The organism is Frateuria sp. GZRe12 (assembly GCF_051900535.1).
Taxonomy (GTDB): domain Bacteria; phylum Pseudomonadota; class Gammaproteobacteria; order Xanthomonadales; family Rhodanobacteraceae; genus Frateuria_A.
In genome coordinates this window covers 212786-236060 of the sequence record NZ_JBHZGI010000005.1, presented here as the reverse complement: position 1 = coordinate 236060, position 23275 = coordinate 212786, and the positions used below count along the sequence as shown (strand labels likewise).

Sequence of the window (23275 nt, the reverse complement as noted above, 5' to 3'; positions counted from 1 at the left end):
GGGCGCATTTGGCGCTGCATTCAACGCAAGGATCCCATCCGATGAAGATTCTGGTCGGCTACAAGCGCGTGGTGGATTACAACGTCCGCATCCAGGTCAAGCCCGACGGCACCGGCGTGGTGACCGAGGGAGTGAAGCTCTCGGCCAATCCGTTCGACGACATCGCGCTTGAAGAAGCCCTGCGGCTGCGCGAGAAGGGCGTTGCCGAGGAAGTCGTGATCGTCGGCATCGGCCCGGCCGACCTCACCGCGCACCTGCGCAACGGCCTGGCCATGGGCGCGAACCGCGCCATTCACGTCACGACCGCCGACGCGATCCAGCCCCTCACCGCCGCGCGCGCCTTCCTCAAGCTGGTCGAGAAGGAGCAGCCGGGGCTGGTGATCCTGGGCAAGCAGGCGATCGACGATGACGCCAACCAGACCGGCCAGATGCTGGCCGCGCTGTGGGACCGCCCGCAGGCCACCTTCGCCAGCAAGGTCGAGATCGCCGACGGCAAGGCCACCGTGACCCGCGAGGTCGACGCCGGCCTGGAGACCATCGAGGCCGAACTGCCGGCGGTGATCACCACCGACCTGCGCCTCAACGAACCGCGCTTCATCAAGCTGCCGGACATCATGAAAGCCAAGTCCAAGCCGATCGACGTGATCGAGTTCGCCTCGCTCGGCGTCGAAGGCGGCGACCACCTCAAGACCACCCACTACGCCGCGCCGCCCAAGCGCACCAAGGGCGTGATGGTGAAGGACGCGGCCGAGCTGGTGGCCACCCTCAAGCAGAAGGGCCTGCTCTAAGCAGCCGCCGGCAACAGGAGAGAAGACATGAGCAAGATCCTCGTCATCGCCGAACACCTGGGCGGCAAGTTGAACCCCTCCACCGCGCGCGCCGTGAGCGCCGCCGCGGCGGTCAAGCCCGAGGCCATCGACGTGCTGGTATTGGCCGACAACACCGACGCCATCGCCGCCGAGGCCGCGAAGATCGAAGGCGTGAGCCGCGTGCTCACCGCCACCCGCGCCGAGAACGCGCACGCGCTCGCCGCCGTGCTGGCGCCGCAGGTGGCCAAGGCCGCCGCCGGCTACAGCCACGTGTTCGCACCTTCCACCACCTTCGGCAAGGACCTCGCCCCGCGGTTGGCCGCCCTGCTCGGCGTGGCGCAGGTCAGCGACGTGATGGCGGTCGAAGGCGCCCACACGTTCAAGCGCCCGATCTACGCCGGCAACGCGATCGTCACGGTCGAGGCCGACCCGGCGCACACCGTGGTCGCCACCATCCGCACCGCCTCCTGGCCGGCGGCCGCCACCGGTGCGAACAGCGCCCCGGTCGAGGTGCTGAACCTGGATGTCGCCCTGCCCTCGCACACCCGTTTCGTCGAACTGAAGCAGGGCAAGAGCGACCGCCCGGACCTGCAGAGCGCGAGCAAGGTCGTCTCCGGCGGCCGCGGCGTGGGCTCGAAGGAAAACTTCGAGATCATCTACAAGTTCGCCGACAGGATCGGCGCGGCGGTGGGCGCCTCGCGCGCCGCGGTTGACGCCGGCTACGTGCCGAACGAGATGCAGGTCGGCCAGACCGGCAAGATCATCGCGCCGGAGCTGTACATGGCCATCGGCATCTCCGGCGCCATCCAGCACCTGACCGGTATCAAGGACGCCGGCACGATCGTGGCGATCAACAAGGATGCCGAGGCGCCGATCTTCGAAGTGGCGGACATCGGCCTGGTCGGCGACCTGTTCAAGCTCATCCCGGAGCTGGAGCAGGCGTTGGGTTGACCCTTCGGCGGGCATCGCCCGCCGGCTTGAGGCGGCCTCCGCTGCCGTGCTCGAGCGTTTGTCACGACCTCTGCATCGACCCCGCCTGCCGGGGTCGATGCATGTCGGAAGGCACGCACGGCCCATTGCCGCCCCTCAGCGCGAATGCCCTGCAGGCCATGACCTTCCAGCGGCGTGGATGACCTTGCGCGCCGCCGGACTGGTCCAGGCAGTCCCGCCGCGCAACGCGCTTCACCATGCCGTTACAATCGCGTCATTTGCAGAGGATCCGGGTGCCATGACGGCGATCGACGCGCCTCATTCAAGCTCTCACCTCAACCGTCTCGAGGGCGAAAGCATCCAGATCCTGCGCGAGGTCGCCGCCGAGTTCTCCAACCCGGTGATGCTGTACTCGATCGGCAAGGACTCCTCGGTGCTGCTGCATCTGCTGCAGAAGGCCTTCCGTCCCGCGCCGCCGCCGATTCCGCTGCTGCACGTGGACACGACCTGGAAGTTCCGCGAGATGATCGCCTTCCGCGACCGGCGCGCCGCCGAGACCGGTTGCCGACTGATCGTGCACACCAACCCCGATGGGTTGCGCGACGGCGTCGGGCCTTTCAGCCATGGCTCGGCGGTGCACACCGACATCATGAAGACGCAGGCGCTCAAGCAGGCGCTCGATGCCCACGCCTTCGACGCCGCCATCGGCGGCGCCCGGCGCGACGAGGAGAAGTCGCGCGCCAAGGAACGCGTGTTCTCCTTCCGCAACGCGCAGCACCGGTGGGATCCGAAGAACCAGCGACCGGAGCTGTGGAGCCTCTACAACGCGCGCATCCGCAAGGGCGAAAGCGTGCGTGTGTTCCCGCTGTCCAACTGGACGGAACTGGATATCTGGCTCTACATCTACCGGGAGAATATCCCCGTACCGTCGCTGTACCTGGCGGCCGAACGGCCGGTGGTGGAGCGCGACGGGATGCTGATCATGGTCGACGACGAGCGCATGCCGCTCGCGCCAGGCGAACGCCCCACCATGCGCAAGGTTCGCTTCCGCACGCTGGGTTGCTATCCGCTAACCGGTGCGATCGAGTCCGAGGCGGACACCTTGCCGAAAGTGATCCAGGAAATGCTGGTCGCAAGGACCTCCGAACGGCAGGGCCGCCTGATCGACCAGGACGCCGGCGCCTCCATGGAGAAGAAGAAGCAGGAGGGCTATTTCTGATGCGCCGCGACGAAGACGCACCCATCGATACCCTGGCCGAGGCCGCCTCGGCCGTGGACGCCTACCTGCGACAGCACGAATCCAAGGGCCTGCTGCGCTTCATCACCTGCGGCAGCGTGGACGACGGCAAGAGCACCTTGCTCGGGCGCCTGCTGTACGACACCAAGCTGCTGTTCGACGACCAGCTCGCCGCGCTCGAGGGCGACAGCCGCCGCCACGGCACGCAGAACGGCGAACTCGACTTCGCCCTGCTCGTGGACGGCCTGTCCGCCGAGCGCGAGCAGGGCATCACCATCGACGTGGCCTACCGGTTCTTCGGCACCGAACGGCGCAAGTTCATCGTTGCCGACTGCCCCGGGCACGAGCAATACACGCGCAACATGGCGACCGGCGCCTCCACCGCGGACCTCGCGGTGGTGCTGGTCGATGCACGCAAGGGCATGCTGACCCAGACGCGCCGGCACAGCTATATCTGCAGCCTGCTCGGCATTCGCCACGTGCTGCTGGCGGTCAACAAGATGGACCTGGTCGGCCACGACCAGGACACCTTCCGCGCGATCGAGGCGAGCTACCGCGAGCTGGCCACGCAACTGGGCATTCCCGAGGTCACCGCGATTCCGGTATCTGCCCTGCGCGGCGACAACGTGTCGACCTGCAGCGAGCGGATGCCCTGGTATACCGGCCCGTGCCTGCTCGAACACCTGGAGACGGTGGCCATCGAGCCGCCAGCCGCCACCGCCGGCTTCCGCATGCCGGTGCAGTGGGTCTGCCGCCCGGACCAGAACTTCCGCGGCTACGCCGGCACCCTGGTGGCCGGCGAGATCAGGCCCGGCGACGAAGTGGTGATCCTGCCCGGCGGCGCGCGCTCGCGGATCGAGCGCGTGCTCGGGCCGGACGGGGACCTGGCGCTTGCCCGCGCCGGCCAGGCCGTCACGCTCACCCTAGCCGACGAACGCGACATCAGCCGTGGCGACGTCCTGGCCAGCGCGAACCAGCCGCCGCAGGTGGCCGACCAGTTCGCCGCGCACATCCTGTGGATGGACAACCAGGCGCTGCTGCCCGGGCGTCCATACTGGCTTAAGATCGGCAGCCGCACGGTCAGTGCGCAGATCACCGAGATCAAGCACCGGATCGACGTGAACACCCAGGAACACCTGGCGGCCAAGCGGCTGGAGCTCAACGAGGTGGCCGTGTGCAACCTGAGCATGGACCACGCCATCGCGTTCGAGGCCTACGGCGACTGCCGGGAACTGGGCGCGTTCATCCTGATCGACCGCCAGAGCAACGCCACGGTCGCCGCCGGCACGTTGGACTTCGCGCTGCGCCGCGCCGAGAACATCCACTGGCAGCACCTGACCATCGACCGCGACGCGCGCTCCCGCATCAAGGGACAGCGCCCGCGCTGCGTGTGGTTCACCGGCCTGTCCGGCTCGGGCAAGTCGACCGTCGCCAACCTGCTGGACAAGCGCCTGCACGCGATGGGTTATCACACCTACGTGCTGGACGGGGACAACGTCCGCCACGGCCTCAACCGCGACCTGGGCTTCACCGACGAGGACCGCGTGGAGAACATCCGCCGCGTGGCCGAAGTCGCCAGGTTGATGGTCGACGCCGGGCTCATCGTGCTGGTTTCCTTCATCAGCCCGTTCCGCAGCGAGCGGTCGATGGCGCGCGAAATGTTCGCCGAAGGCGAGTTCGTCGAAGTCTTCGTCGACACGCCGCTGGACATCTGCGAACAGCGCGACCCGAAGGGCCTGTACGCGAAGGCGCGCGCCGGCGGCATTCGCAATTTCACCGGCATCGATTCACCGTACGAAAAGCCCGAGAACCCCGAACTGACGCTGGCCACGACGGACAACGCGCCGGAGGAACTCGCTGCGCGCGTGGCGGAGGCATTGATCCGTGAGCAGCATTAGCCGTACACGACTATCGGCGTGACCGTCGCCCATCTTCTGCCTGGACGGCGACCAGGCCGCCCCCGTGGGGCGGCCCAACAAGTCCACCGAGGCACCTGTCTTCGAAGTGCGGATTTGAGCCTTGGTGGTGGCGCGCTCCAGATCGTGCCCGCGTCGCACAGTGCGGGGCGTTCTCCGGGCATCTTCGCAGAAGCCTCCCTACCGCAGTGCACGACGCCCGTGCCATCATCCTGCGCGATTGGAGGGAGAGAAACCGATGAGACGTTGCCTCTCTTGCGGCACGTTGTTCCGCGCGGACGCACACACGCAACCGTGCCCCGGGTGCGGGCAGGCGGTTGCGATTATCGAAGGCGTGCCGTGCTACGCACCGGAGCTGGCGCGCGAGTCGTCCGGCTTCCGGCCGGAAGGATTCGCCTGGCTGGCCGAGCGCGAGAGCGGACACTTCTGGTTCCGCGCGCGCTCCGAGCTCATCGCCCATGTGATACGCCGGTACTTCCCCACGGCGCGCACGTTCATGGAAATCGGTTGCGGTACCGGTTACGTGCTCAGTTCCCTCGCCACGAAATGCCCGGGCCTGGCCCTCAGCGGCAGCGAGATCTTCATCGAAGGCCTGGGCTTTGCCGCCCGGCGCATGCCGGATGCTGATCTGTTCCAGATGGACGCGCGCCGGATTCCCTACCGCGATGAGTTTGATCTGCTGGGTGCGTTTGACGTGATCGAGCACATCGAGGAGGACGAGGCTGTGCTCGCCGAGATCCACGCCGCCCTGGTCCCCGGAGGCGGCGCGATCTTCACCGTGCCACAGCATCCCTCGCTCTGGAGCGCGCAGGACGAGCACGCCTGTCACAAGCGGCGTTATCGGCGCGGGGAACTCGAGGCGAAGTTGCAAAAGGTCGGGTTCGAAATACTTTTCTCGACCTCGTTCGTAAGCCTGCTGCTGCCGCTTTTGTACGTTTCGCGGCGCAAGAAGCGATTCGAGGGCGACAACGCGATCGAGGATGAAATGTCGGTCGGTCGCATGACCAACTCGATCCTGTACGGATTGTTGCGGGTGGAGAGCGCGCTGATTCGCGCCGGACTTCGCTTTCCGGTCGGGGGATCGCGTTTAGTGGCGGCGCGCGCCAAGGCGCACTGAACCTACTATCCAGAGCCACGCCCGCATGCATCACAGCTCAGCAGCACTCGAGATCATGGATACGCAAACCCCCGAACTATCGGTAGTCATACCCTGCTACCGCACCGAGCAGGCCTTGCCCCAGCTGCTTGCGCGATTGCAACAGAGCCTGGATGCGTTTGGCCGGCCCTACGAGATCATCCTGGTGGACGACTGCTCTCCGGACGGCACGGCCGTGGCCGCCGCCCGCGAAGTCGCGCGCCATCCCAACGTGCGCTACATCGAGTTGATGTTCAACGTGGGGCAATTCCGGGCTCTCATGTGCGGTTTTGCACATGCACGGGGCCGCTACGTGGTCACCATGGACGACGATCTGCAACACCCCCCGGAGGAAATCGGGAAGCTTTACCAACATCTAGTGGCGCACCCTGAACTGGATGCCGTGTTCGGCGCCTACGTCACCAAGCAACACTCCTCCGGGCGCAACCTCGGCAGCCTGCTGGTCCGCACGGTTAACACCTACATTTTCGGCAAACCTCCTGGCTTGGTCATGTCCTCGTTCCGGTGCCTGCGGCGGGAATTGGTCGATACCCTGCTCGCGCATCGCACTCGTTATCCGGTGATTGGCCCGCTGATTCTCAGCAGTACTCGTCGCATCGCCAACGTGCCCGTGCAGCACGACGCCCGGCAGCATGGAGTTTCCAACTACAGACTGGGCCGACTCATCCGCACGACGCTGGACAACGTGCTGAACTTCAGCGCGTTGCCACTGCAGCTCATCTCCATGGTGGGCGTGGTCGTTGCAGGCATCAGCTTTATCATGGGGGCCGTGTTCCTGGCCATCCGCCTGCTGCGCGGAACCGGCGCTACCGGTTGGACCAGCCTGTTCCTGGCAGTCAACTTCTACGGCGGCCTGAGCCTGCTGGCAGTCGGTATCATTGGCGAATACCTGATCCGGATCCTGGGCGAGAGCAAGGGACAACCGCTTTACATCGTGCGACGCCAGTTGGGCGAAGGCGCTACACCTGCACCGCAGCGGATCGGGGAAGGCACAACCGCCAGCAAGACCAGCTGATCCCTGCGCGTGCACCGCGACCCAAGCGGCCATGGCGCGCCTCAAGCCACACTGGAGACAATAGTTATGGCCGGCTGGCCGGAAAGCCTGGAAGCGATGCTCGATCGCGTGACTGCCGAGTTCGGTATTACCCACGTTACTCGCCCGCAGTTGTTGAGGTCCGCACGCCAGACCGGCTTTGTCTGGACACGCCAACCCGGCGTGGTGTGCCTCGCCGCCAATCGCCACTATCTCTCGCTTGCGCGATCGAATCCGGACGTCGTGGCGATCATCACAAGTGACGAGGTCGCCTCGCGGGATCCGAATGCAGGGGCGTCCTGCCTGATCGCCTGCGAACGCCCCGAGGAGCTATACCTTCACCTGCATCTTCGCCAACATCCTGCCGCAGACACGAGGCAACCACAGGTGGACGCATCGGCAAGCGTCGATGGCTCAGCCGTGCTGCGGGGGGACGTGAAGATCGACGCTGGCGCGTGGATCGGACCACGCGTGGTCATCAGTGGACCGGCCACCGTTGGTTGCGGGGTGCACGTCGAGGCAGGGGCAATCATCGGTTGCGACGGACTCTATGCAAAGGACGTTTCAGGCAAGCGCTGCCACATTCCCCACTACGGCGGCGTGATCATCGGTGACGACGCTTTCGTCCACGCAGGAGCGGTGATCGTTCGCTCCGCAATCGCTGGCGAAGCGACGTCCATTGGCTCGGAAACTCACGTCGGCGTGATGGCCAACGTGGGACATGACGTGTGGGTTGGCGCCCGCACCACCATCTCCAGCAACGTCGTCATCGCTGGACGCGCACGTATCGGTACGGACGTGTGGATCGGTGCGTCCGCCACCGTCTCCAACGCGGTGTCGATCGGCGACCGCGCCAAAATACGGATCGGTTCGGTCGTCGTCCGTGACGTGCCCACCGACGCCGATGTATCGAGCGGAAATTTCGCACTCGACCACGCCAAGGCCATGCGCACCTTTACCAGGGAGGCATCCCGTGAGAAGCGATAGGCATTTCACCTTCAAGGCGAAACGGGATTATCTCCACAGCACGTCACTGTTCGACGATCTGATGGCTGTCCGTGGCCGCTCGGCGCATCAGATCGATTTCCGTTTTTCACGCAGGACAGATCGACAGGTGGCCTACCTCGACACGCCGCCGGGCCCAGAGGATGTGGTTGTCGCAGAGTGGTCCGACGCCGATGGCCGTCTTTTTGTCGTGGAGCGCAAAGAGCCGATCCACGAAGCGGTGGCCTACGACGAGGCCGCCCTGGTTTCAAAGTTCCGAATCAAGGACCGCACGGTAGACATCCCGGCGAAACTCGACGGATTCACCCGTATCGACGCCTTGGTCGCTGCGTTCAAGCACCTGCTGCAGCAGGTGTCGCCTCTGGGCGGAAACCGCAAGCATGCTTTCGTCCGCATCCGACTCACCCATGTCCCCGACGGGGTCGCGAGCATCACCTACGCCCGGGACATCGGACCGTTCTTTCAGGGCGACATCCGCGAAAACGGCGAGATCGTGGGGCAGATTTTCTTCGGGGTATGGCAATGATCGGTATCCGCGCCGTGGGCAGCTACGTGCCCGACACTCTGATTTCGAACCTCGACCGTGCCGCCGAAGCCGGCAAGGACGCGGCCTTTGTCACCGACAAGATCGGGTTCCAATCACTGGCTCGCCGCGACCCTTCGCAGGAATCGTCCGACCTGTGCGTGGAGGCCTTCGCCGACCTGCAGTCCAGGACCGGTCTGGACACGGCTGCCGTCGACTGCGTGATCGTCTGCACGCAGAATCCCGATGGCCATGGCATTCCGCACACGTCCGCGGTGGTGCAAGGGAAGCTTGGCCTCGGCAACCACGTCGCCGCTTTCGACATCTCGCTGGGTTGTTCCGGTTACGTCTACGGGCTGTCCGTCGCGACCTCGTTCATGCAGGCCAACGGACTGCGCAACGGGCTGCTTTTCACCGCCGACCCATACTCGAAGATCCTCGACCCGGCCGACTGGGACACCGAACTGCTGTTCGGTGACGCCGCCACCGCGACCTGGCTGACCGACGACCCGGTCTATGCGTGCCGACCGGCCATGTTTGGCACGGACGGGAGCCTCGGCCACTCGATCACGGTGCCCGCGCCGGGAGAGAAGCTGCGCATGCTCGGCAGCAACGTTTTCAAATTCACCATGACCGTGGTGCCCGAGCAGATCACCCGCTACCTGGAGCGCGAGGGCCTGAGCATCGAGGACATCGACCTGTTCCTGCTGCACCAGGGCAGCCGCTTCATCGTGGAGTCGATGACCCGACGCATGGGCCTTCCGCCGGAAAAGGTCCCCTTCGGCGCCGCCTCGACGGGCAACACCGTGTCCTCCTCGATCCCGCTGCTGCTCAAGGACTACCTGGATGCGCCGCCGCCACGGGTGCTGATGAGCGGGTTCGGCGTGGGCCTGTCGTGGGCTACAATGGCGCTTGCGAGAACTTCAGGATGACTCCCGTGATCAGCAAGGCCGAATTCCGCGATGCCGTCATCGACAGCATCAAGAAGATCAAGAACGTGGACACGGTCGACATCGGCAACGATGAGGCTTTCTCCGTCGCCGGCCTGGATTCGCTCGACGGCATGGACCTGGTGTTGCAGGTCGAATCGAAGACCGGCATCAATTTCGGCGAATTCGACCTGTCCACGGCCAACACCATCGACAAGTTCTACGCCAAGGCGCAGGAACTGTCCGCCTGACGCCCGCCCGGGATGGCCAACGCCAGCCCGGCATCGCTTCTTCCTCGGTTATCCGGCGCTGACAGCTGCCGGCGCGGACCGTCCGTTCACTCCAGAAGACACCGCGCCATGGGCCCTTCCGCCAAGCGTCCCGCTCCCGACAACAAGCTTCTGCTTGCGCTGGTAGGGGTCAACATCGCGCTGCAATTGACCAGCGCCTCCCTGATCAAGTACGCGGCGGGGCTCGGCCATGCCCGGGTTTGGGCACTGCTGGTCGTCCTGTCCGTTGTCATGGCCCTGAGCCTGGGCCGATTCGCGGCATGGCACGCGATGCACCGGCGCTTTCCGGTGAGCGTTGCGTACCCGGCCACGGCCCTGTTCTTCCCCTGTCTGGTCACGCTGGCCTGGTTCCTGGGCGAGCCGGTCTCGCTTCGGCAGGCGCTGGGGGCGGTGCTGGTCACCATCGGAGTGCTGATGCTGATCCGCTCGGACAGCGAACAGGAGGAAATTACCGCATGAGCGGTTGGTTCTTCCTGATGCTCACGATCCTCGCGACGGTGGCGGCGCAGCTGTTCTTCAAGCTCAGCCACCTGGCCGGACGGCGCTTCTACCTGCTGGTTGCCGTGGGACTGTTCTGCTCGGCAGTGCCCTGCACGCTGCTGGCCACGCGCGACCTTGGCATCGGCCGTGTCTACATTGGTGCGGCACTGTCCTACGTCCTGACCCCGGTCGCGGCCGTATGGCTGTTCCGCGAAAGAATGCGCGGGTCGCAGTGGGCCGCGCTCGCGGTTATCGTGGCCGGCATTGCCCTCTACAGCATCTGAGTTCTGCAGGGAATATCTGAGATGAAGATCCCGTTCAACCGGCCCTACATGACCGGCCAGGAACTGGCCCGGATCGGCGAGGCGCACGCCAAGGGACACCTGTCCGGCGATGGCGAATTCACCAAGGCCTGCCATGCGTGGCTGGAACAGAACACCGGATGCCGCAAGGCGCTGCTGACCCACTCGTGCTCCGGCGCGCTGGAAATGGCGGCACTGCTGCTCGACCTGGAGCCGGGCGACGAGGTCATCCTGCCCTCGTTCACCTTTGTCTCGACGGCGAATGCGTTCGTTCTGCGCGGTGCGACGCCGGTGTTCGTCGACATCCGCCCGGATACGTTGAACATCGACGAGCGCCTGATCGAGGCGGCGATCACGCCGAAGACCCGCGCGATCTGCGTGGTCCACTATGCCGGTGTGTCGTGCGAGATGGACGCGATCATGGCGATTGCGCAGCGCCATGACCTGGTAGTGATCGAAGACGCGGCGCAGGGCATCCTGTCCACCTACCGCGGGCAGCCTTTGGGCTCGATCGGCGCGCTGGGGGCGCTGAGCTTCCATGAGACCAAGAACGTCATTTCCGGCGAAGGCGGCGCGCTGCTGGTTAACCGGCCCGATCTGATCGAGCGCGCTGAAATCATCCGCGAGAAGGGCACCAACCGCAGCAAGTTCTTCCGCGGACAGGTTGACAAGTACACCTGGGTGGACACGGGCTCCTCGTACCTGCCGGGCGAGATCATCGCCGCGTTCCTTTCCGCCCAGCTGGAAGCGGCCGAAGCGATCACCAAGCGGCGCCTGGCGATCTGGGATCGCTACTACGAGTGGGCTGGTCCGCTGGAAGCCGCGGGGATGGTCCGCCGACCGGTCATTCCCGGCGAATGCGTGCACAACGCGCACATGTTCTACCTGCTGCTCCCCAACCTCGACGTGCGCACGCGTTTCATCCAGAGCCTTCGTGACCAGGGCATCGTTGCCGTCTTTCACTACATTCCGCTTCATTCGTCGCCGGCGGGACAGCGGCTGGGCCGCGTATCAGGGTCGATGGAGGTTACCGACCGGGTCAGTGACTGCCTGGTGCGCATGCCGCTTTGGCTTGGTCTTGAGGAGCACCTCGATGAGGTCCTGGCCGCGGCGCAGCAAGCGCTGGCGTCGGCGGTTGAACGGACAGCTTGAGCAGTCAGTTGGGGAAACCATGGAACTGCACACACCACGAAGCGCCAAAGGAATAAACCCCTGGGTCGGATGGGCCACGCTGGGCGGTACACCGGAAGCCTGGGGCTGGCTGGTGCTGGTCGTGGCGTGCGCGAACATCACCGCCTTCGTCGTCAACTACAGCAATCCGGTCGTCTCCAGCGACGCGTGGTATTTCCTCGATACCTTCGTGCGCAAGGCGCTGGACGGGACGCTGACGGTCGGTGACTACTTCGCGCGCCGGATCGGGCTGGATCATGCACAGCCATTGCGCAAGCTGATCCTGCTTTGGGAGCTGAACTACTTCCATCTCGACTTCCGCACGGAGGCCTTGCTCGGAGTCACCTGCGCACTGCTTTGCCTGCTGATGTTGCGGAAGATCATGCGGTGGGTGGACGGGCCTGCAGTGGCAAGCCCGGTGCTGTTGTGGGCCGCTGCTGTCGCCGTGGTCCTCTCGCTCAACAGTCCAGGGGTCTGGACGTGGCCGCTGGTCTGCAGTGCGTATACGACCTACGTGTTGCTGTTCGCGTTCTGTATGGCGCTATGGCGCGGGCTTGCACACGGCGCTCTCGGCTGGCTGCTGCTGTCGGCGCTAGCTCTGGACCTGGCGGCCGACGATACCGCGATGCTCGCCACGGCGGCTGCCTGGCTGGCCGTGGGGATCGTGGCGCTTCGTTCCCCGCCGGTCCGGACCCATGCCTGGAAATGCGCGCTGGTTTTGCTGCTGTGCCTGGTGGTAGGCCGCATTGCCCTATCGATGCTTTATCACGTTCCGCATTATTCGGGCATGCCGCTTGGCGTAAGGGTGGCCAAGCTGGCCAGTGCATTTGCCGATGGTGGCTGGTGGCAATGGTGGGTCATTCCATTGGCATCCTCCTTCGCCCACATCCTTCCACTCAAGTCCCTGATCGGGTCCTTTGCGATGCCGATCCAGATAACCATCGGCATAGCTTTGGCGCTTGCGCACCTGTGGTTCTGGTGGCGCGCGCTCCGCGAGAGTCCCATCAACGCACCCATGTTCGTCGGTGTGCTCTTGATGTTGTTCTTCTATGCGCTGCTCGCGGGCATCATCTACGGCCGCATCCCCACGTACGGCAATGGTTATCTCAACCAGTCGCGCTATGTCATGTTCTATGGTTTCAATCTCATCGCACTGCTGCTCATGTGTGCCGGTGACGTGCGCACGACAGAAGCGCCCGCGCGGATGAAAGGTTCGCTCGTGGCCATTGCCTGCGTCGCCTTGGTGGCGCTGCAAATCCCGTACTCCACGGAGGCATGGCAGAGCGCGCCGTATGGGGCGCTCTACCACCAGAAGATGGCACGGCAGATCTGGTACATGGCCGACCATGGCACGTTGCCTCCGGAGAAGTGCCTGCCGCTGCTCACCGTCTGTGGCTATCCGGAGCAGAAGCGCCGGGATCTCATTCACCTGCTGCAGGCGAATCGGCTCAATGTGTTCTCGCCGGAGTTCCAGCGCGCCAACCGCATGATGAGGAAACCGCCGGCATACTGACCCGCCGGGGCGGCGGCCTGTCAGTCCGCGCGTGCCGCCTGCAAGAGCCGGCGGCAGCGTTGCAGCAAACTCTCGGCAAGGCCCGACCAGCCGAACGCCCTCAGTTGCGCCGGGTCGAGGCGAAGTTGCGCCTGCATCGTGGGAAAGGCATCCGCCATCCTGGCCAACAGCTCGCCGATGGCGGTCGGGCTGTTCGAACACGACCAACCCACGCCCCACTCGGCAATCAGCGGAACGACCGGGTCCTCGCCGGTGGAGGCCAGGTGCAGGATCGGCTTGCCGCTGCCGAGATACTCATACAGCTTGCCCGGGATCTGCGCCTCCAGTGCATTGCCGATGTTCACCAGCACGTCGCACTCCAGCTGCATGCGCAACACCGCCTCGTGCGGCTGCTCGCCAAGGAAGACGATGCGCCCGCCACTGCGCTTGGCCATCGCCAGGTACTCGGTATCCACTTCCGGGGCCACGACCGTCAGGCGCACGCCGGGCGTGGCGCAGACCGCCTCCAGCAGGGCCGCGGGACTGCGGAAGGGGTAGAACCGGCCCGCGTACAGCAGATGCAGCGGTCCAACGGGCCCTGCGGGGCCAAAGGGTATGGCGACCGGCAGCGAATCGTCGAAACCCTGGGTGAGCACTTGCACCTTGGAAGGGTCCACCCCGTGCCGGCGGATCATCAGCTGGCGGGTAGCCTCCGTCGTGACGCTTACTGCGGCCCTGCGGCAGGTTTCCCGCTCCAGCCTCAAGGCACGCCGTCGCCAGCGCCTGGGGGTGTAGGGCGCCCATACCGGATCGCCGAGATCGGCCAGCCATACCGGTACGCGGTCAGCCACCTCCAGGCCAAGCTGCAGCGGCGCCGGCGGCTCGTGCGAGCTGATGAGCACATCCGGCGCGATTTCGTCGATCAGACGATCGAGCGCGCGCCGCGCTGGGCCTAGCCACTGGCCCCGGCCGTCGGGGTAGCAGTAGAGGGAGATCAGCCAGTCCAGGCGACGGTACAGGCGCCCCTTCCAGTTAAGCCGGACGACCGGAGGCTGCCTGTCCCGGGCGCCCGCGGCTGGCGTTACGGCCCTGCGCGTGCGCGCAGTCCATCCAGCCAACCCGCCGGCATGGCAGCGATGCACCACCACTCCTTCGGGCACCGGCAATGAGGTGCCGGGCGTACCCGGCAGGTCGGGTGCCAGCACATGCACCGACGCGCCCTGTCTCGCCAGCTCACGGGTGAGGTAGTACCAGCGGATCGCCTGCGGCGAGGCAAGCGGTGGAAAGTGGTAGGCGATCAGTAGGATGCGCATGTTCTGGACTGCGGTTGCTGGCGTTGCCGAAAGCAGCCCGCTGGCCGCCCCGGGCCGGTCGTCGCCGCTAGTGAGTTCCGGTCGCCCCGCCTGGTCCTGCCGGGCAGCGTGCATCAATCGTCAGCGTCTTGCGGCAGTTGACGGCCAATCGCGCGGCGTTGAATACCACCTGGCCGTAGCCGGGGGCCTGTTCCTCGGGCGCCTCCTGGATGGTCTTGCGCACCTGGGCCTCGATTGCGAGGTAGCCGCCTTCCGGCAGTCCGACCGTGTCGAAGACCAATCCCGGGAGGTCATACGCGTTGATGTCCAGCGTACGTGCGGGCAGGCTCCTGTTCGAGAGCAGAATATAGCGGGTGTGTTGTGCCGGACCCAGTTGTCCATCGTCGAAGCCGACTTCCTGGAACGCGTGGTGCAGCGAGGGCAGATGATCCCCGTAGAAAAGCAGCACCGTCCAGCGTGGCCTCGCGAGCAGCCGCGCAGCGAAATCGCCGAGCGCGCGGTCACCGTTAACCAGGTGCGAAAGGTAGTGGGTGAGCTCGAGCCGGGCGCTGTCCGAGAGCCCCTGGGGAATCGGCCTATCCTTGAGGATCTTTCCGAACTCGCCGACGTCGCTCCCCCAGGGGCCATGGTTTTCCATGGTGATGGCCATGACGAACTGCGGCTTGTCGGTGTGCTTTTCCAGCGTGCCGAGCACATGCTCGAACAACGCCTGGTCGCCGACGTAGTAGCCGGCATGCGCGGCGCCCTTGAAGCTCTCCTCGTAGTCGGTGTGCCCGAAGCCCAGCAACGGCATCACCTGCGCGCGGTTCCAGAAGCTGCTCTTGAACGGATGCAGAAGCCGCGTCTCGTAGCCGAACTCGTGCAGCCGTCGCGGCATGCTCGGCATCCAACTGGCCGCAAGTCCGTAGTACGGGTAGGCCACTGCGGGGAATGCCTGCACCGGATAACCGGTAAGCGTCTCGAACTCGGTGCGTATCGTGCCGCCGCCATAAGCGGGCGTATCGAGGGATCCGCTGATGCCCTGGCCGGACAGGCGAGCGAAGTTCGGTGCGTAATCGCCGAACTCCACGCCCTTGAGCAGGCCGGGTTCGAAGAACGCCTCGCTCTGCACGATCACGATGTCGGGAAGCTCCGCCGGCACCGGACGTTCGGTGCGCGCCTTCAGCTCCTTGGCATGCACCGAAACGAATTTGTGCACAGGCGCGGCATCGACCGTCGGGATGGTTACCCGCGCTTCCTGCGACAGGCGCACGAGGCCTGCCATCAGTCCATCGCGCCGGACGCCCTCGATGGGATGCCAGAGCGGAAAGCTGGGCATGTGCCCATCGGCGTATGCCGTGCGGAAAGGGCCGTCGCCGTGAAACAAGGCGACCAGGCCCACCAGCGCAACCAGCAACGAAGCCAGGCGCGGCAACAAGGCGAGCCGGCTGTGCCGCTCGAAGCGCCACAGCCAGAAAAGCGCAAGCACGCCGATCACCGCGGCGATCCACGGCAATGCACTATGGCCGAGGTAGCGGCCGAAGAATTCCAGATTGTTCGCCAACTGGTCCTTCAACACCACGTCGCCGGGCAACAAGGGCTCGTTCATATTGAGCTGCTTGATTGCATTGACGCGGAACACGGCAATCAGCAGACCACCGATCAGCAGCGAGGTGACCAGCGCGCGGCCGCTGAGCGCCAGGATGAGCAACGCCAGCAACACCACGGGCAACGCGTTGCGCCACCACAGGATGCCGGGCGATTTCGCGATGGCGGGATCCAGCCACCACACCAGCGCGAACGGCACGGCGAACAGCGCGACCAGGCGCAGGCATGTCCGCAGTGCCGTCGATTGCCACACCCGCCGCATGCGCCCTTCAGGCTGCATCATGTCGCTTTCCCCTGCCCGCAAAAGCGGAAATATTACAACAAGATACAACTGGTCCGGGTCGGGCGGCCGGGCGCCCGTGCCTCAGGAGGCCAGCGCTTCGCGCAGGACCCCGACGATGCGCGCGGAGGCCTTGCCGTCGCCGTACGGCGACACGCCACGCGCCATCTGCCGGTAGGCATCGGCGTCATCCAGCAGCCGGCTGGCTTCCGCCACGATGCGCTCGCGGTCGGTGCCGACCAGTCGCACGACGCCTTCGTCCACGGCTTCGGGCCGTTCGGTTTCGTTGCGCATGACCAGCACCGGCTTGCCCAAGGCGGGCGCCTCCTCCTGCACTCCGCCGGAGTCGGTGAGGATCAGGTACGCGCGCTTCTGCACCTCGACGAACGGCGCGTAGTCCAGCGGTTCGCAAAGATGGATGCGCTCGCGGCCACCGAGCAGCTCGCGAGCCACCGCCAAAACGTTGGGGTTGGGATGGACCGGATAGAGCACTTCAATATCCGGGTGGCGCTCGACCAGTTCCAGCACCGCGCGGCAGACCTCGCGCAAGGGCTCGCCGAAGTTCTCGCGGCGGTGGGCGGTGAGCAGCACCAGGCGCTTTGACGGATCCAGCGGCAGGTCGAGCGTGCGACCGGTGGCCGCCACCTCGAGCAACGCATCGACGACCGTGTTGCCGGTGACGTGGATGGCGGCGCCATCGATGCCTTCGCGCAGCAGGTTCTGCCGGCCGCGCTCGGTCGGTACGAAGTGCCATCGCGACAGGTGGCCGGCCAGCAGTCGGTTCATTTCCTCGGGAAACGGATTGCCCAGGTCATGGGTGCGCAGGCCTGCTTCCACGTGGCCGAAAGGCACGCGCCGGTAGAAGGCGACCATCGCCGCGGCCATCACCGTGGTGGTGTCGCCCTGGGCGAGGATCACGTGTGGATCCAGCTCGCCGAACTTCTCGTCCAGGCCGGTGATGAGACGGGCGGTGAGTTCAGGCAGCGCCTGGCCCGGACGCATGATGTCCAGGTCCACGTCCGGCACGATGCCGAAAAGCGCCAGCACCTGGTCCAGCAGGCCGCGGTGCTGCGCGGTGGCCAGCACCGTCACCCGTGCCCAGGGCTCCCGCTGCAGGGCCTTGATCAGCGGCGCCATCTTGATGCCTTCCGGGCGGGTGCCGACGATGCAGACGATGTGCTTGGGCGTACTTGCCATGGATCAACCTGGGAATGAATGCGGTGCGGAGACGGGACAGGAATGTCAGCCGAGCATGCCGGGCCGATAGCGGTGCGGTTCCCACGGTCCCCACTTTTTCTCGTACAGCGCCCTGTTCTGCGCGAACAGCTCGGCGCGGCGCTCCTGCTTGAGCTTATTGAACGAGGCGGAAAGATGGTGATGGATGAACACGTCCTCGGCGCAGGCGATCGACCAGCCCGCCTGGTCGACGCGGCGGCAGTAGTCGTCGTCCTCGAAGAAGCCGATGCCGAACGCCTCGTCCAGCGGGCCAACCTTTTCGTAGACCTCGCGACGCAGCATCACGCAGAAGAACGCGGCCGTGCGCAGCGTGGTGAGCTGGCCGACGTGCCGCGCGGTGTAGTCGGCCGCCGCCCCCAGCATGCCGTCCATGTCCTCGTAGCGGATGTCGATGCGTGCTTCGTTGCCGATGTTGTTGGTCACCGGCCCGATCATCCCGAGCGCGCTATTGCGCCGCAGGTGCGCCACCAGCGTTGCAACCCAGCCCGGCGTGACATGCGTGTCGTTATTCAGCATCACCAGGTAGTCGCCCTCGGCCACGGCCAGGCCCTGGTTGTTCGCCGCGGCGAAACCGCGGTTGTCCGGATTGAGGATCACCCGGCGCCCTTCGCCCCGCGTGGCCCACTCGGTGAGGAAAGCTGGCGTGCCGTCCGAGGATGCGTTGTCGACAACGATGATTTCGAGGTTCTGATAGTCGCTGTACAGCTCCAGGCTGCGCAGGCAGGCCTTGGTCAGGTCGAGATTGTTGTACGTGACCACGACGACCGAGACCCGCGGCTCCGGCAGCGAATCCATCGCCGCCCTCAGGTCTTGAACGCGGTGCTCCCACGTCTGCTCCGAGGCGAACTGGCGCCGCTGCGCCGCGAGTTCGGCATCCGGGCCCGCCGCCAACGCCAGGGCCACCTGTTCGAGGAAGCCCTCGTGGTCGCCGGCCGTGCGCACCAGGCCGTGGAACTGGGCCATTTCAGGCAAGTCAATGGCCACCACGTCCTTGCCCGCGCTGAGGTACTCGTACACCTTCACCGGGTTGGTGGCGAGCGTCAGCGGGATCACCTGGAACGGCATCATGCAGACGTCGAATGCGGTCAGGTAGAACGGCAGCGCGTCGTACGGCACCTCGCCGGTGAAATGCACGTTGTCCAGATGCCGGAGCCGGTCAGTAGCACCGACGGTGTCGCTGCCGACCATAAGCACGAGGCAGTCGGAGAATTTCCTGGCGACCGCTTCGAGCAGTTCCAGGTCGAACCATTCGGCGATGGCGCCGTAGTAGCCGATGATCTTCCGCCCGCGCTCGTCCCGGAAGCAGGGCTCGGCAGGCGTGGCGAAATGCGCGTACTCGCAGGCGTTGCGCACGATCAGCGTGCGCGGGTTCAGTGGACTGGTTTCGTCGTACAGCCACTGCGAGGTGACCACCAGCAGGTCGGCCGTGCGCATCAGCTCGTTTTCGCGGGCCAGCATCGCGGGACCGATCTCGTCGAAGCCGCCGTGGTGGTCCATGCAGTCGTAGACCAGCCGAAGGTTCGGCAACTCGCGCGCCAGCTCCAGCCAGTACGCATGCTGCACCAGCGACAGGCAGGAACGGCTGCACGTCCAGGCGAGAAGCTTGCCCAGGCCTTCGCGCAGCTGCTCATGCACGTCGGGCGTCGGCACCTGGTGGTAGATGCCGGGCGTGCCGGCAAGATTGAACTGCACGCGGAACAGACGACCCGCTTCGTCCAGCGGCTCGACGTGGAAACCCGCGTCGCCGGAATCGACGAACTGGCACGACACGTAGAACACGCGGTGCCCCTCGCGTGACAGTTCCCGGGCCAGATGCTGCGGACGCTGGATACGGAAATGCCAGTCGATCACGGACCACACGAACACGTCGCGGCAGCCGTCAGCCTGGGGCGCCAGCGGCGGAAGCGTCGGCGGTGCGTCGATCTCGCCCGGCGCCATGACGGTGGGAACCGCGCGGCGACCCAGCAGCCGCATCAGTTGCTCGCGATCGGCCTCGCCCAGCCGTCCGCGGCCTCGCACCAGACGCATGGCCAGCCGGATCGGACGCGTCATGCGCCATGACCGGCTGCCCTTGATGATATCGAGTTCCTGGCGCGCCAGCTCCAGCGTATGGATCCGCGCCTGGCGCTTGGCCAGTTCCCCGCGAGCGGCCACCAGCAGCGCTTTCGCGCGCGCGACCTCCCGGCGGGCAGCCTCCACTTCGCGGAGTTCCTCCTCCTGCAGGCGCAGCGCCCGTTCCTCGTGCTCGCAGGCATCCTCCTCGTGCAACAACGCGAGCTTGCGGATGCGCTCGGCTTCCTGCTTCGCCTTCGCCGCTTCCTCCTTCGCCCTGGCCGCCTCGTTCAACGCCGCGGCCGCCTCCTCGCGCGAGGCGCTGCTTTCGGCGAACAGGCGTTCCGCTTCGCCGCGATAGACGTCACTGGCCTCCTGCAGGGCGACAAGCTCGCCTTCGAGGCGATCGAGTCGCGACTTCACCTGGACCTGGGCCATCAGGGGCGAGGCGAACGCCAGGCGGTCGAGGAACGCATCGACCGAGTGTTCCAGCGCGGTCCATTCGAGCTCGCCCTTCACCAGGGCCAGGCTTTCGGCATGGATGCCCAGGATGGCCGCGCGCCACGACGCCGGCAGCAGCTCTTCCGCCACATTGGCGTGCTGGTGCTTGAGGTCCAGTCGCAGGTTGGCGTGCACGTCGTCCGCGACGGCGGCAGACCCGGTCGGCCATTCCACGGACAGGCACTCGCCCAGCGACGCCATGCAGTTGCGCCAATCGGCCAGCAATCCCTCGTAATCGGCCATGCAACGCACACGGTCGTGCGAAGCCTTGAGCGGTTCGGCCAGGTGCCGAAGCCACAGCATGGATGCCACCGACGGCGAGAGTCCGTTGCGGCGCACGAGCGAACCGACCACCTCGGCCGGATGGCGCACCGCGAAGACCAGCCGGGGCTCGATCTGAAGCTCCGCCAGCACGTCGAACCACAGCGGCAGGAACCGGCACAGGCGCGGGTCCTTCACCGCCCACAGGGGGGTGTCGCCGTACTGCTCGCGGATGACCGCCACCAGCGCCTCGCGATAGCCGGCCCCCTCGACCTCGTCCAGCCAGCCCGAGGGCAGTTCGCGTGGATCGTCCCAACTGGAGCCGAGGTGCTCCAGGATGCGCTCGTGCAGCCGCACGACCGCCTGGTTTTCCCAGAAGCCGGCCTCGTTGTCGAACGCCGCCTCAAGCAGCTGGCGACCGAGGGGCACGCCATGCAGGTTGATGACGCGGGTCAATGCCGAGGTACCACTGCGGTGCATCCCGACGATCAGGATGGCGCGCCGCGGGGTGGGGCTGGGAAGGTCGTTCATGAAGCAAGCTCGGTCCCTAAGACGCATGCAGAGGGCTGCACGCAGAAATCCACGAAGCCGGTGGCCAGGCGCTCCGGCTGGGGCAGCACGCGGAACATGGCCGCGTCGATCAGCCGGTCGACATAGGTCTCCTGCTCACCCACCATGGCCAGCACCCCGGCGTTCAAGAAGTACGTGCCTCCGTCGAGCAGGCAGCGGAAGCGAAAGCGAGCCTCCACCATGCCGCCGGCTTCGACCTGGGCAATCGGCTGGCGAGCCAGGTTGCTCGCCGCACCGCCGAGCTCCAGGCCGGTGAGGGTCTTGATCAACATACCGCAGCGGACGCCACGCATGGCCTCATCGAAGCGCACGCGATAGGTGTAGACGTAGTCCCGCCCCGCCCGCAACACGTTGACCGTCCGTCCGTCCAGCGACTCGACGTGCGGATCGATGATCGTGGCGCCGCGTTCGTCGTAGCGCATGGTGCTCTTGGGCGTCATGCCCTCGTCGAACCAGTCCTCGGCCGCCTTGCGCGGCATCGCGGCGTCGGGCGATGCCTGCCGTACCAGTTGCGCGTCGCTCTCGTCGATCGCCGACAGCGCGGGCGCCTCGGGCTCCAGCGCGTCCTCGCGCTCGGCGCGGATGGCCTCGCGCACGGCTTCGGCGCGTTCGGCCGGCACGTACAGCATCTTCTGGTAGCGCGAAACGACGAACTTCGGCACGCCGTCCAGCAGCAGTTCGCCACGGTCCAGCAGGATCGCGCGGTCACACAGCTGCGTGACCACGCCGGCCGAATGGGAAACGAACAGCACCGTCGCGCCGTCGTCGCGGATGCGGTTGATCCGCGCAAAGCATTTGCGCTGGAACGCCTCGTCGCCGACGGACAGCGCCTCGTCCACCACGAGGATGTCCGGCGTGACGTTGATCGCCACGGCGAAGGCCAGGCGCACGTACATGCCGCTGGAGTAGGTTTTCACCGGCTGGTCGATGAAATCGCCGATGTCGGCGAAGGCCGCGATGTCGTCGAAGCGCGCGTGCACTTCGGCGCGGGTCAGCCCCAGCACCGTGCCGTAGAGAAACACGTTCTCGCGCCCGGTGAAATCGGGATTGAAGCCGGCGCCCAGTTCGAGCAGCGCGGCAATGCGCCCCTGGACTTCGACCGTTCCGGCGGAGGGTTCAAGCGTTCCGCAGATGATCTGCAGCAAGGTCGACTTGCCCGAGCCGTTGCGTCCGACGATGCCGAGCGTCTCGCCCTTGCGCACTTCCAGATCGATGCCCTTGAGCGCATGAAACTGGCGGAACCACCGTTGCTTGGCGCTGCGCGGCGAGAGCATCTGCAGCAGCCGGTGTACCGGTCGCTCGTAGATCGGAAAAGACTTATGGACACCTGCGACGCGGATGCCGAGCTCAGATGACATCGGCGAACCCCCGCCGGGTCAGACCGAAGACCGTGTAGCCGCCCAGCAGCACGACCAGCGCGCCAGTCGTGTAGATGGCCAGCCCCTGCCAGTCCGGCAAGGTTCCCCACAGCGTCACCGCGCGGGCCTGGTTGATGATGAAGCTCAACGGATTGATCTGCAGCATCCAGCGCCAGTTCGACGGCAGCGCATCCACCGGGAACATCGCGGTGGACAGGAACAGCATCGCGGTGGCCAGCACACCGGTAACCTGGCCGATGTCGCGCAGGTACACCCCGAGCGCGGCGAGCAGCCAGGAGACCCCGAGCGTCAGCACCACCAGCGGCAGGAACACCACCGGCAGCAGCACGGTCGTCCACGGCAGTTGGTGATCCAGGAACAGGTGCAGCGCCAGGAACACCAGGACGTTCATGCCCGTGTGGAACAGCGCCGACATCACCATCGGCCAGGGCAGGATCTCCAGCGGGAAGATCACCCGCTTGACGAAGTTGACGTTGGTCGTGATCAGGTTCGGCGCACGGTTGAGGCATTCGGCGAAGAAGCCGTGCACGATCAGGCCGATGAACAGGATGATCGAGTAATGGATGCCGCCGGCTTCCGCCTCCGGCCAGCGCGCCTTCATCACGAACCCGAACGCGAACGAGTAGACCAGCAGCATCAGGAACGGGCTGAACAGCGACCACAGCAGACCGAAGCTGGCGCCCCGGTAGCGTCCGAGCACGTCGCGCTTGGCCAGTTCCCAGGTAAGCGATCGGTAGGCGCCTAGGGCAGCCAGAGGCCCCCGCTGGAGCCAGGAGGGCCCGGCGGCGGAGGACGATAGGACAGCGTTTTTCACGGGGTCATCC

20 protein-coding genes are annotated in these 23275 nt (G+C 65.8%); 14 read left to right on the top strand and 6 right to left on the bottom strand.

All coding sequences use genetic code 11. The annotated features are described in order from the left end of the window. Window positions 1-41 precede the first annotated feature (41 nt). The 14 genes from ACFWZ4_RS13285 to ACFWZ4_RS13220 all read left to right on the top strand — a co-directional run bounded on the left by ACFWZ4_RS13285 (window position 42) and on the right by ACFWZ4_RS13220 (window position 13293). Window positions 42-788 (top strand): electron transfer flavoprotein subunit beta/FixA family protein, encoded by a 747-nt coding sequence (locus ACFWZ4_RS13285; protein ID WP_439705157.1) that lies wholly within the window; start codon window positions 42-44, stop codon window positions 786-788. A 27-nt stretch (window positions 789-815) separates the two neighbouring features. Continuing rightward, complete coding sequence (locus tag ACFWZ4_RS13280) at window positions 816-1760, top strand: electron transfer flavoprotein subunit alpha/FixB family protein (protein ID WP_439705156.1); 945 nt, start codon at window positions 816-818, stop codon at window positions 1758-1760. A 277-nt stretch (window positions 1761-2037) separates the two neighbouring features. Continuing rightward, a complete protein-coding gene (cysD, locus tag ACFWZ4_RS13275; RefSeq protein WP_439705155.1) occupies window positions 2038-2958 on the top strand; it encodes a sulfate adenylyltransferase subunit CysD in 921 nt (306 codons plus the stop codon). Continuing rightward, entirely contained in the window at window positions 2958-4874 is a 1917-nt protein-coding gene (cysN, locus tag ACFWZ4_RS13270; protein ID WP_439705154.1) for a sulfate adenylyltransferase subunit CysN, read from the top strand. The genes cysD and cysN overlap by 1 nt, the downstream gene beginning before the upstream one ends. Before the next feature lie 256 nt (window positions 4875-5130). Further along, a complete protein-coding gene (locus ACFWZ4_RS13265) occupies window positions 5131-6009 on the top strand; it encodes a class I SAM-dependent methyltransferase (protein WP_439705153.1) in 879 nt (292 codons plus the stop codon). A gap of 55 nt (window positions 6010-6064) precedes the next feature. Next, window positions 6065-7063, top strand: a complete 999-nt coding sequence (locus tag ACFWZ4_RS13260; protein WP_439705152.1) for a glycosyltransferase family 2 protein — start codon at window positions 6065-6067, stop codon at window positions 7061-7063. 66 nt (window positions 7064-7129) lie between these two features. After that, window positions 7130-8068 carry a DapH/DapD/GlmU-related protein gene (locus tag ACFWZ4_RS13255; protein WP_439705151.1) on the top strand — a complete coding sequence of 313 codons (939 nt, stop codon included), beginning with the start codon at window positions 7130-7132 and terminating at the stop codon, window positions 8066-8068. Further along, window positions 8055-8612, top strand: coding sequence for a hypothetical protein (locus ACFWZ4_RS13250; protein ID WP_439705150.1), 558 nt, complete (start codon window positions 8055-8057; stop codon window positions 8610-8612). Before ACFWZ4_RS13255 ends, ACFWZ4_RS13250 begins: the two co-directional genes overlap by 14 nt. Further along, window positions 8609-9541, top strand: coding sequence for a ketoacyl-ACP synthase III (locus ACFWZ4_RS13245; RefSeq protein ID WP_439705149.1), 933 nt, complete (start codon window positions 8609-8611; stop codon window positions 9539-9541). Before ACFWZ4_RS13250 ends, ACFWZ4_RS13245 begins: the two co-directional genes overlap by 4 nt. A gap of 5 nt (window positions 9542-9546) precedes the next feature. Further along, entirely contained in the window at window positions 9547-9789 is a 243-nt protein-coding gene (locus ACFWZ4_RS13240; protein WP_439705148.1) for an acyl carrier protein, read from the top strand. A gap of 108 nt (window positions 9790-9897) precedes the next feature. Next, window positions 9898-10287, top strand: a complete 390-nt coding sequence (locus ACFWZ4_RS13235) for a hypothetical protein (protein WP_439705147.1) — start codon at window positions 9898-9900, stop codon at window positions 10285-10287. Continuing rightward, a complete protein-coding gene (locus ACFWZ4_RS13230; protein ID WP_439705146.1) occupies window positions 10284-10592 on the top strand; it encodes a DMT family transporter in 309 nt (102 codons plus the stop codon). The genes ACFWZ4_RS13235 and ACFWZ4_RS13230 overlap by 4 nt, the downstream gene beginning before the upstream one ends. A gap of 21 nt (window positions 10593-10613) precedes the next feature. After that, on the top strand, window positions 10614-11762 hold the full coding sequence (gene rffA / locus ACFWZ4_RS13225) for a dTDP-4-amino-4,6-dideoxygalactose transaminase (RefSeq protein WP_439705145.1): 1149 nt from the start codon (window positions 10614-10616) through the stop codon (window positions 11760-11762). Window positions 11763-11781: 19 nt separating this feature from the next. Next, window positions 11782-13293: a hypothetical protein gene (locus ACFWZ4_RS13220; RefSeq protein ID WP_439705144.1), complete on the top strand. Its 1512-nt coding sequence runs from the start codon at window positions 11782-11784 to the stop codon at window positions 13291-13293. A gap of 20 nt (window positions 13294-13313) precedes the next feature. Here ACFWZ4_RS13220 and ACFWZ4_RS13215 read toward each other — a convergent pair whose 3' ends face one another. From ACFWZ4_RS13215 to ACFWZ4_RS13190, 6 genes are all read right to left on the bottom strand, one after another. Next, window positions 13314-14585 (bottom strand): glycosyltransferase, encoded by a 1272-nt coding sequence (locus tag ACFWZ4_RS13215; protein WP_439705143.1) that lies wholly within the window; start codon window positions 14583-14585, stop codon window positions 13314-13316. A gap of 67 nt (window positions 14586-14652) precedes the next feature. Then, window positions 14653-16455, bottom strand: coding sequence for an LTA synthase family protein (locus ACFWZ4_RS13210; protein ID WP_439705142.1), 1803 nt, complete (start codon window positions 16453-16455; stop codon window positions 14653-14655). 81 nt (window positions 16456-16536) lie between these two features. Next, on the bottom strand, window positions 16537-17649 hold the full coding sequence (gene wecB / locus ACFWZ4_RS13205; protein ID WP_439705141.1) for a non-hydrolyzing UDP-N-acetylglucosamine 2-epimerase: 1113 nt from the start codon (window positions 17647-17649) through the stop codon (window positions 16537-16539). A gap of 45 nt (window positions 17650-17694) precedes the next feature. Next, window positions 17695-21033, bottom strand: coding sequence for a glycosyltransferase (locus tag ACFWZ4_RS13200; RefSeq protein ID WP_439705140.1), 3339 nt, complete (start codon window positions 21031-21033; stop codon window positions 17695-17697). Further along, complete coding sequence (locus ACFWZ4_RS13195) at window positions 21030-22430, bottom strand: ABC transporter ATP-binding protein (RefSeq protein WP_439705139.1); 1401 nt, start codon at window positions 22428-22430, stop codon at window positions 21030-21032. The genes ACFWZ4_RS13200 and ACFWZ4_RS13195 overlap by 4 nt, the downstream gene beginning before the upstream one ends. Then, window positions 22420-23265 carry an ABC transporter permease gene (locus ACFWZ4_RS13190; protein ID WP_439705138.1) on the bottom strand — a complete coding sequence of 282 codons (846 nt, stop codon included), beginning with the start codon at window positions 23263-23265 and terminating at the stop codon, window positions 22420-22422. The genes ACFWZ4_RS13195 and ACFWZ4_RS13190 overlap by 11 nt, the downstream gene beginning before the upstream one ends. Window positions 23266-23275: the final 10 nt, after the last annotated feature.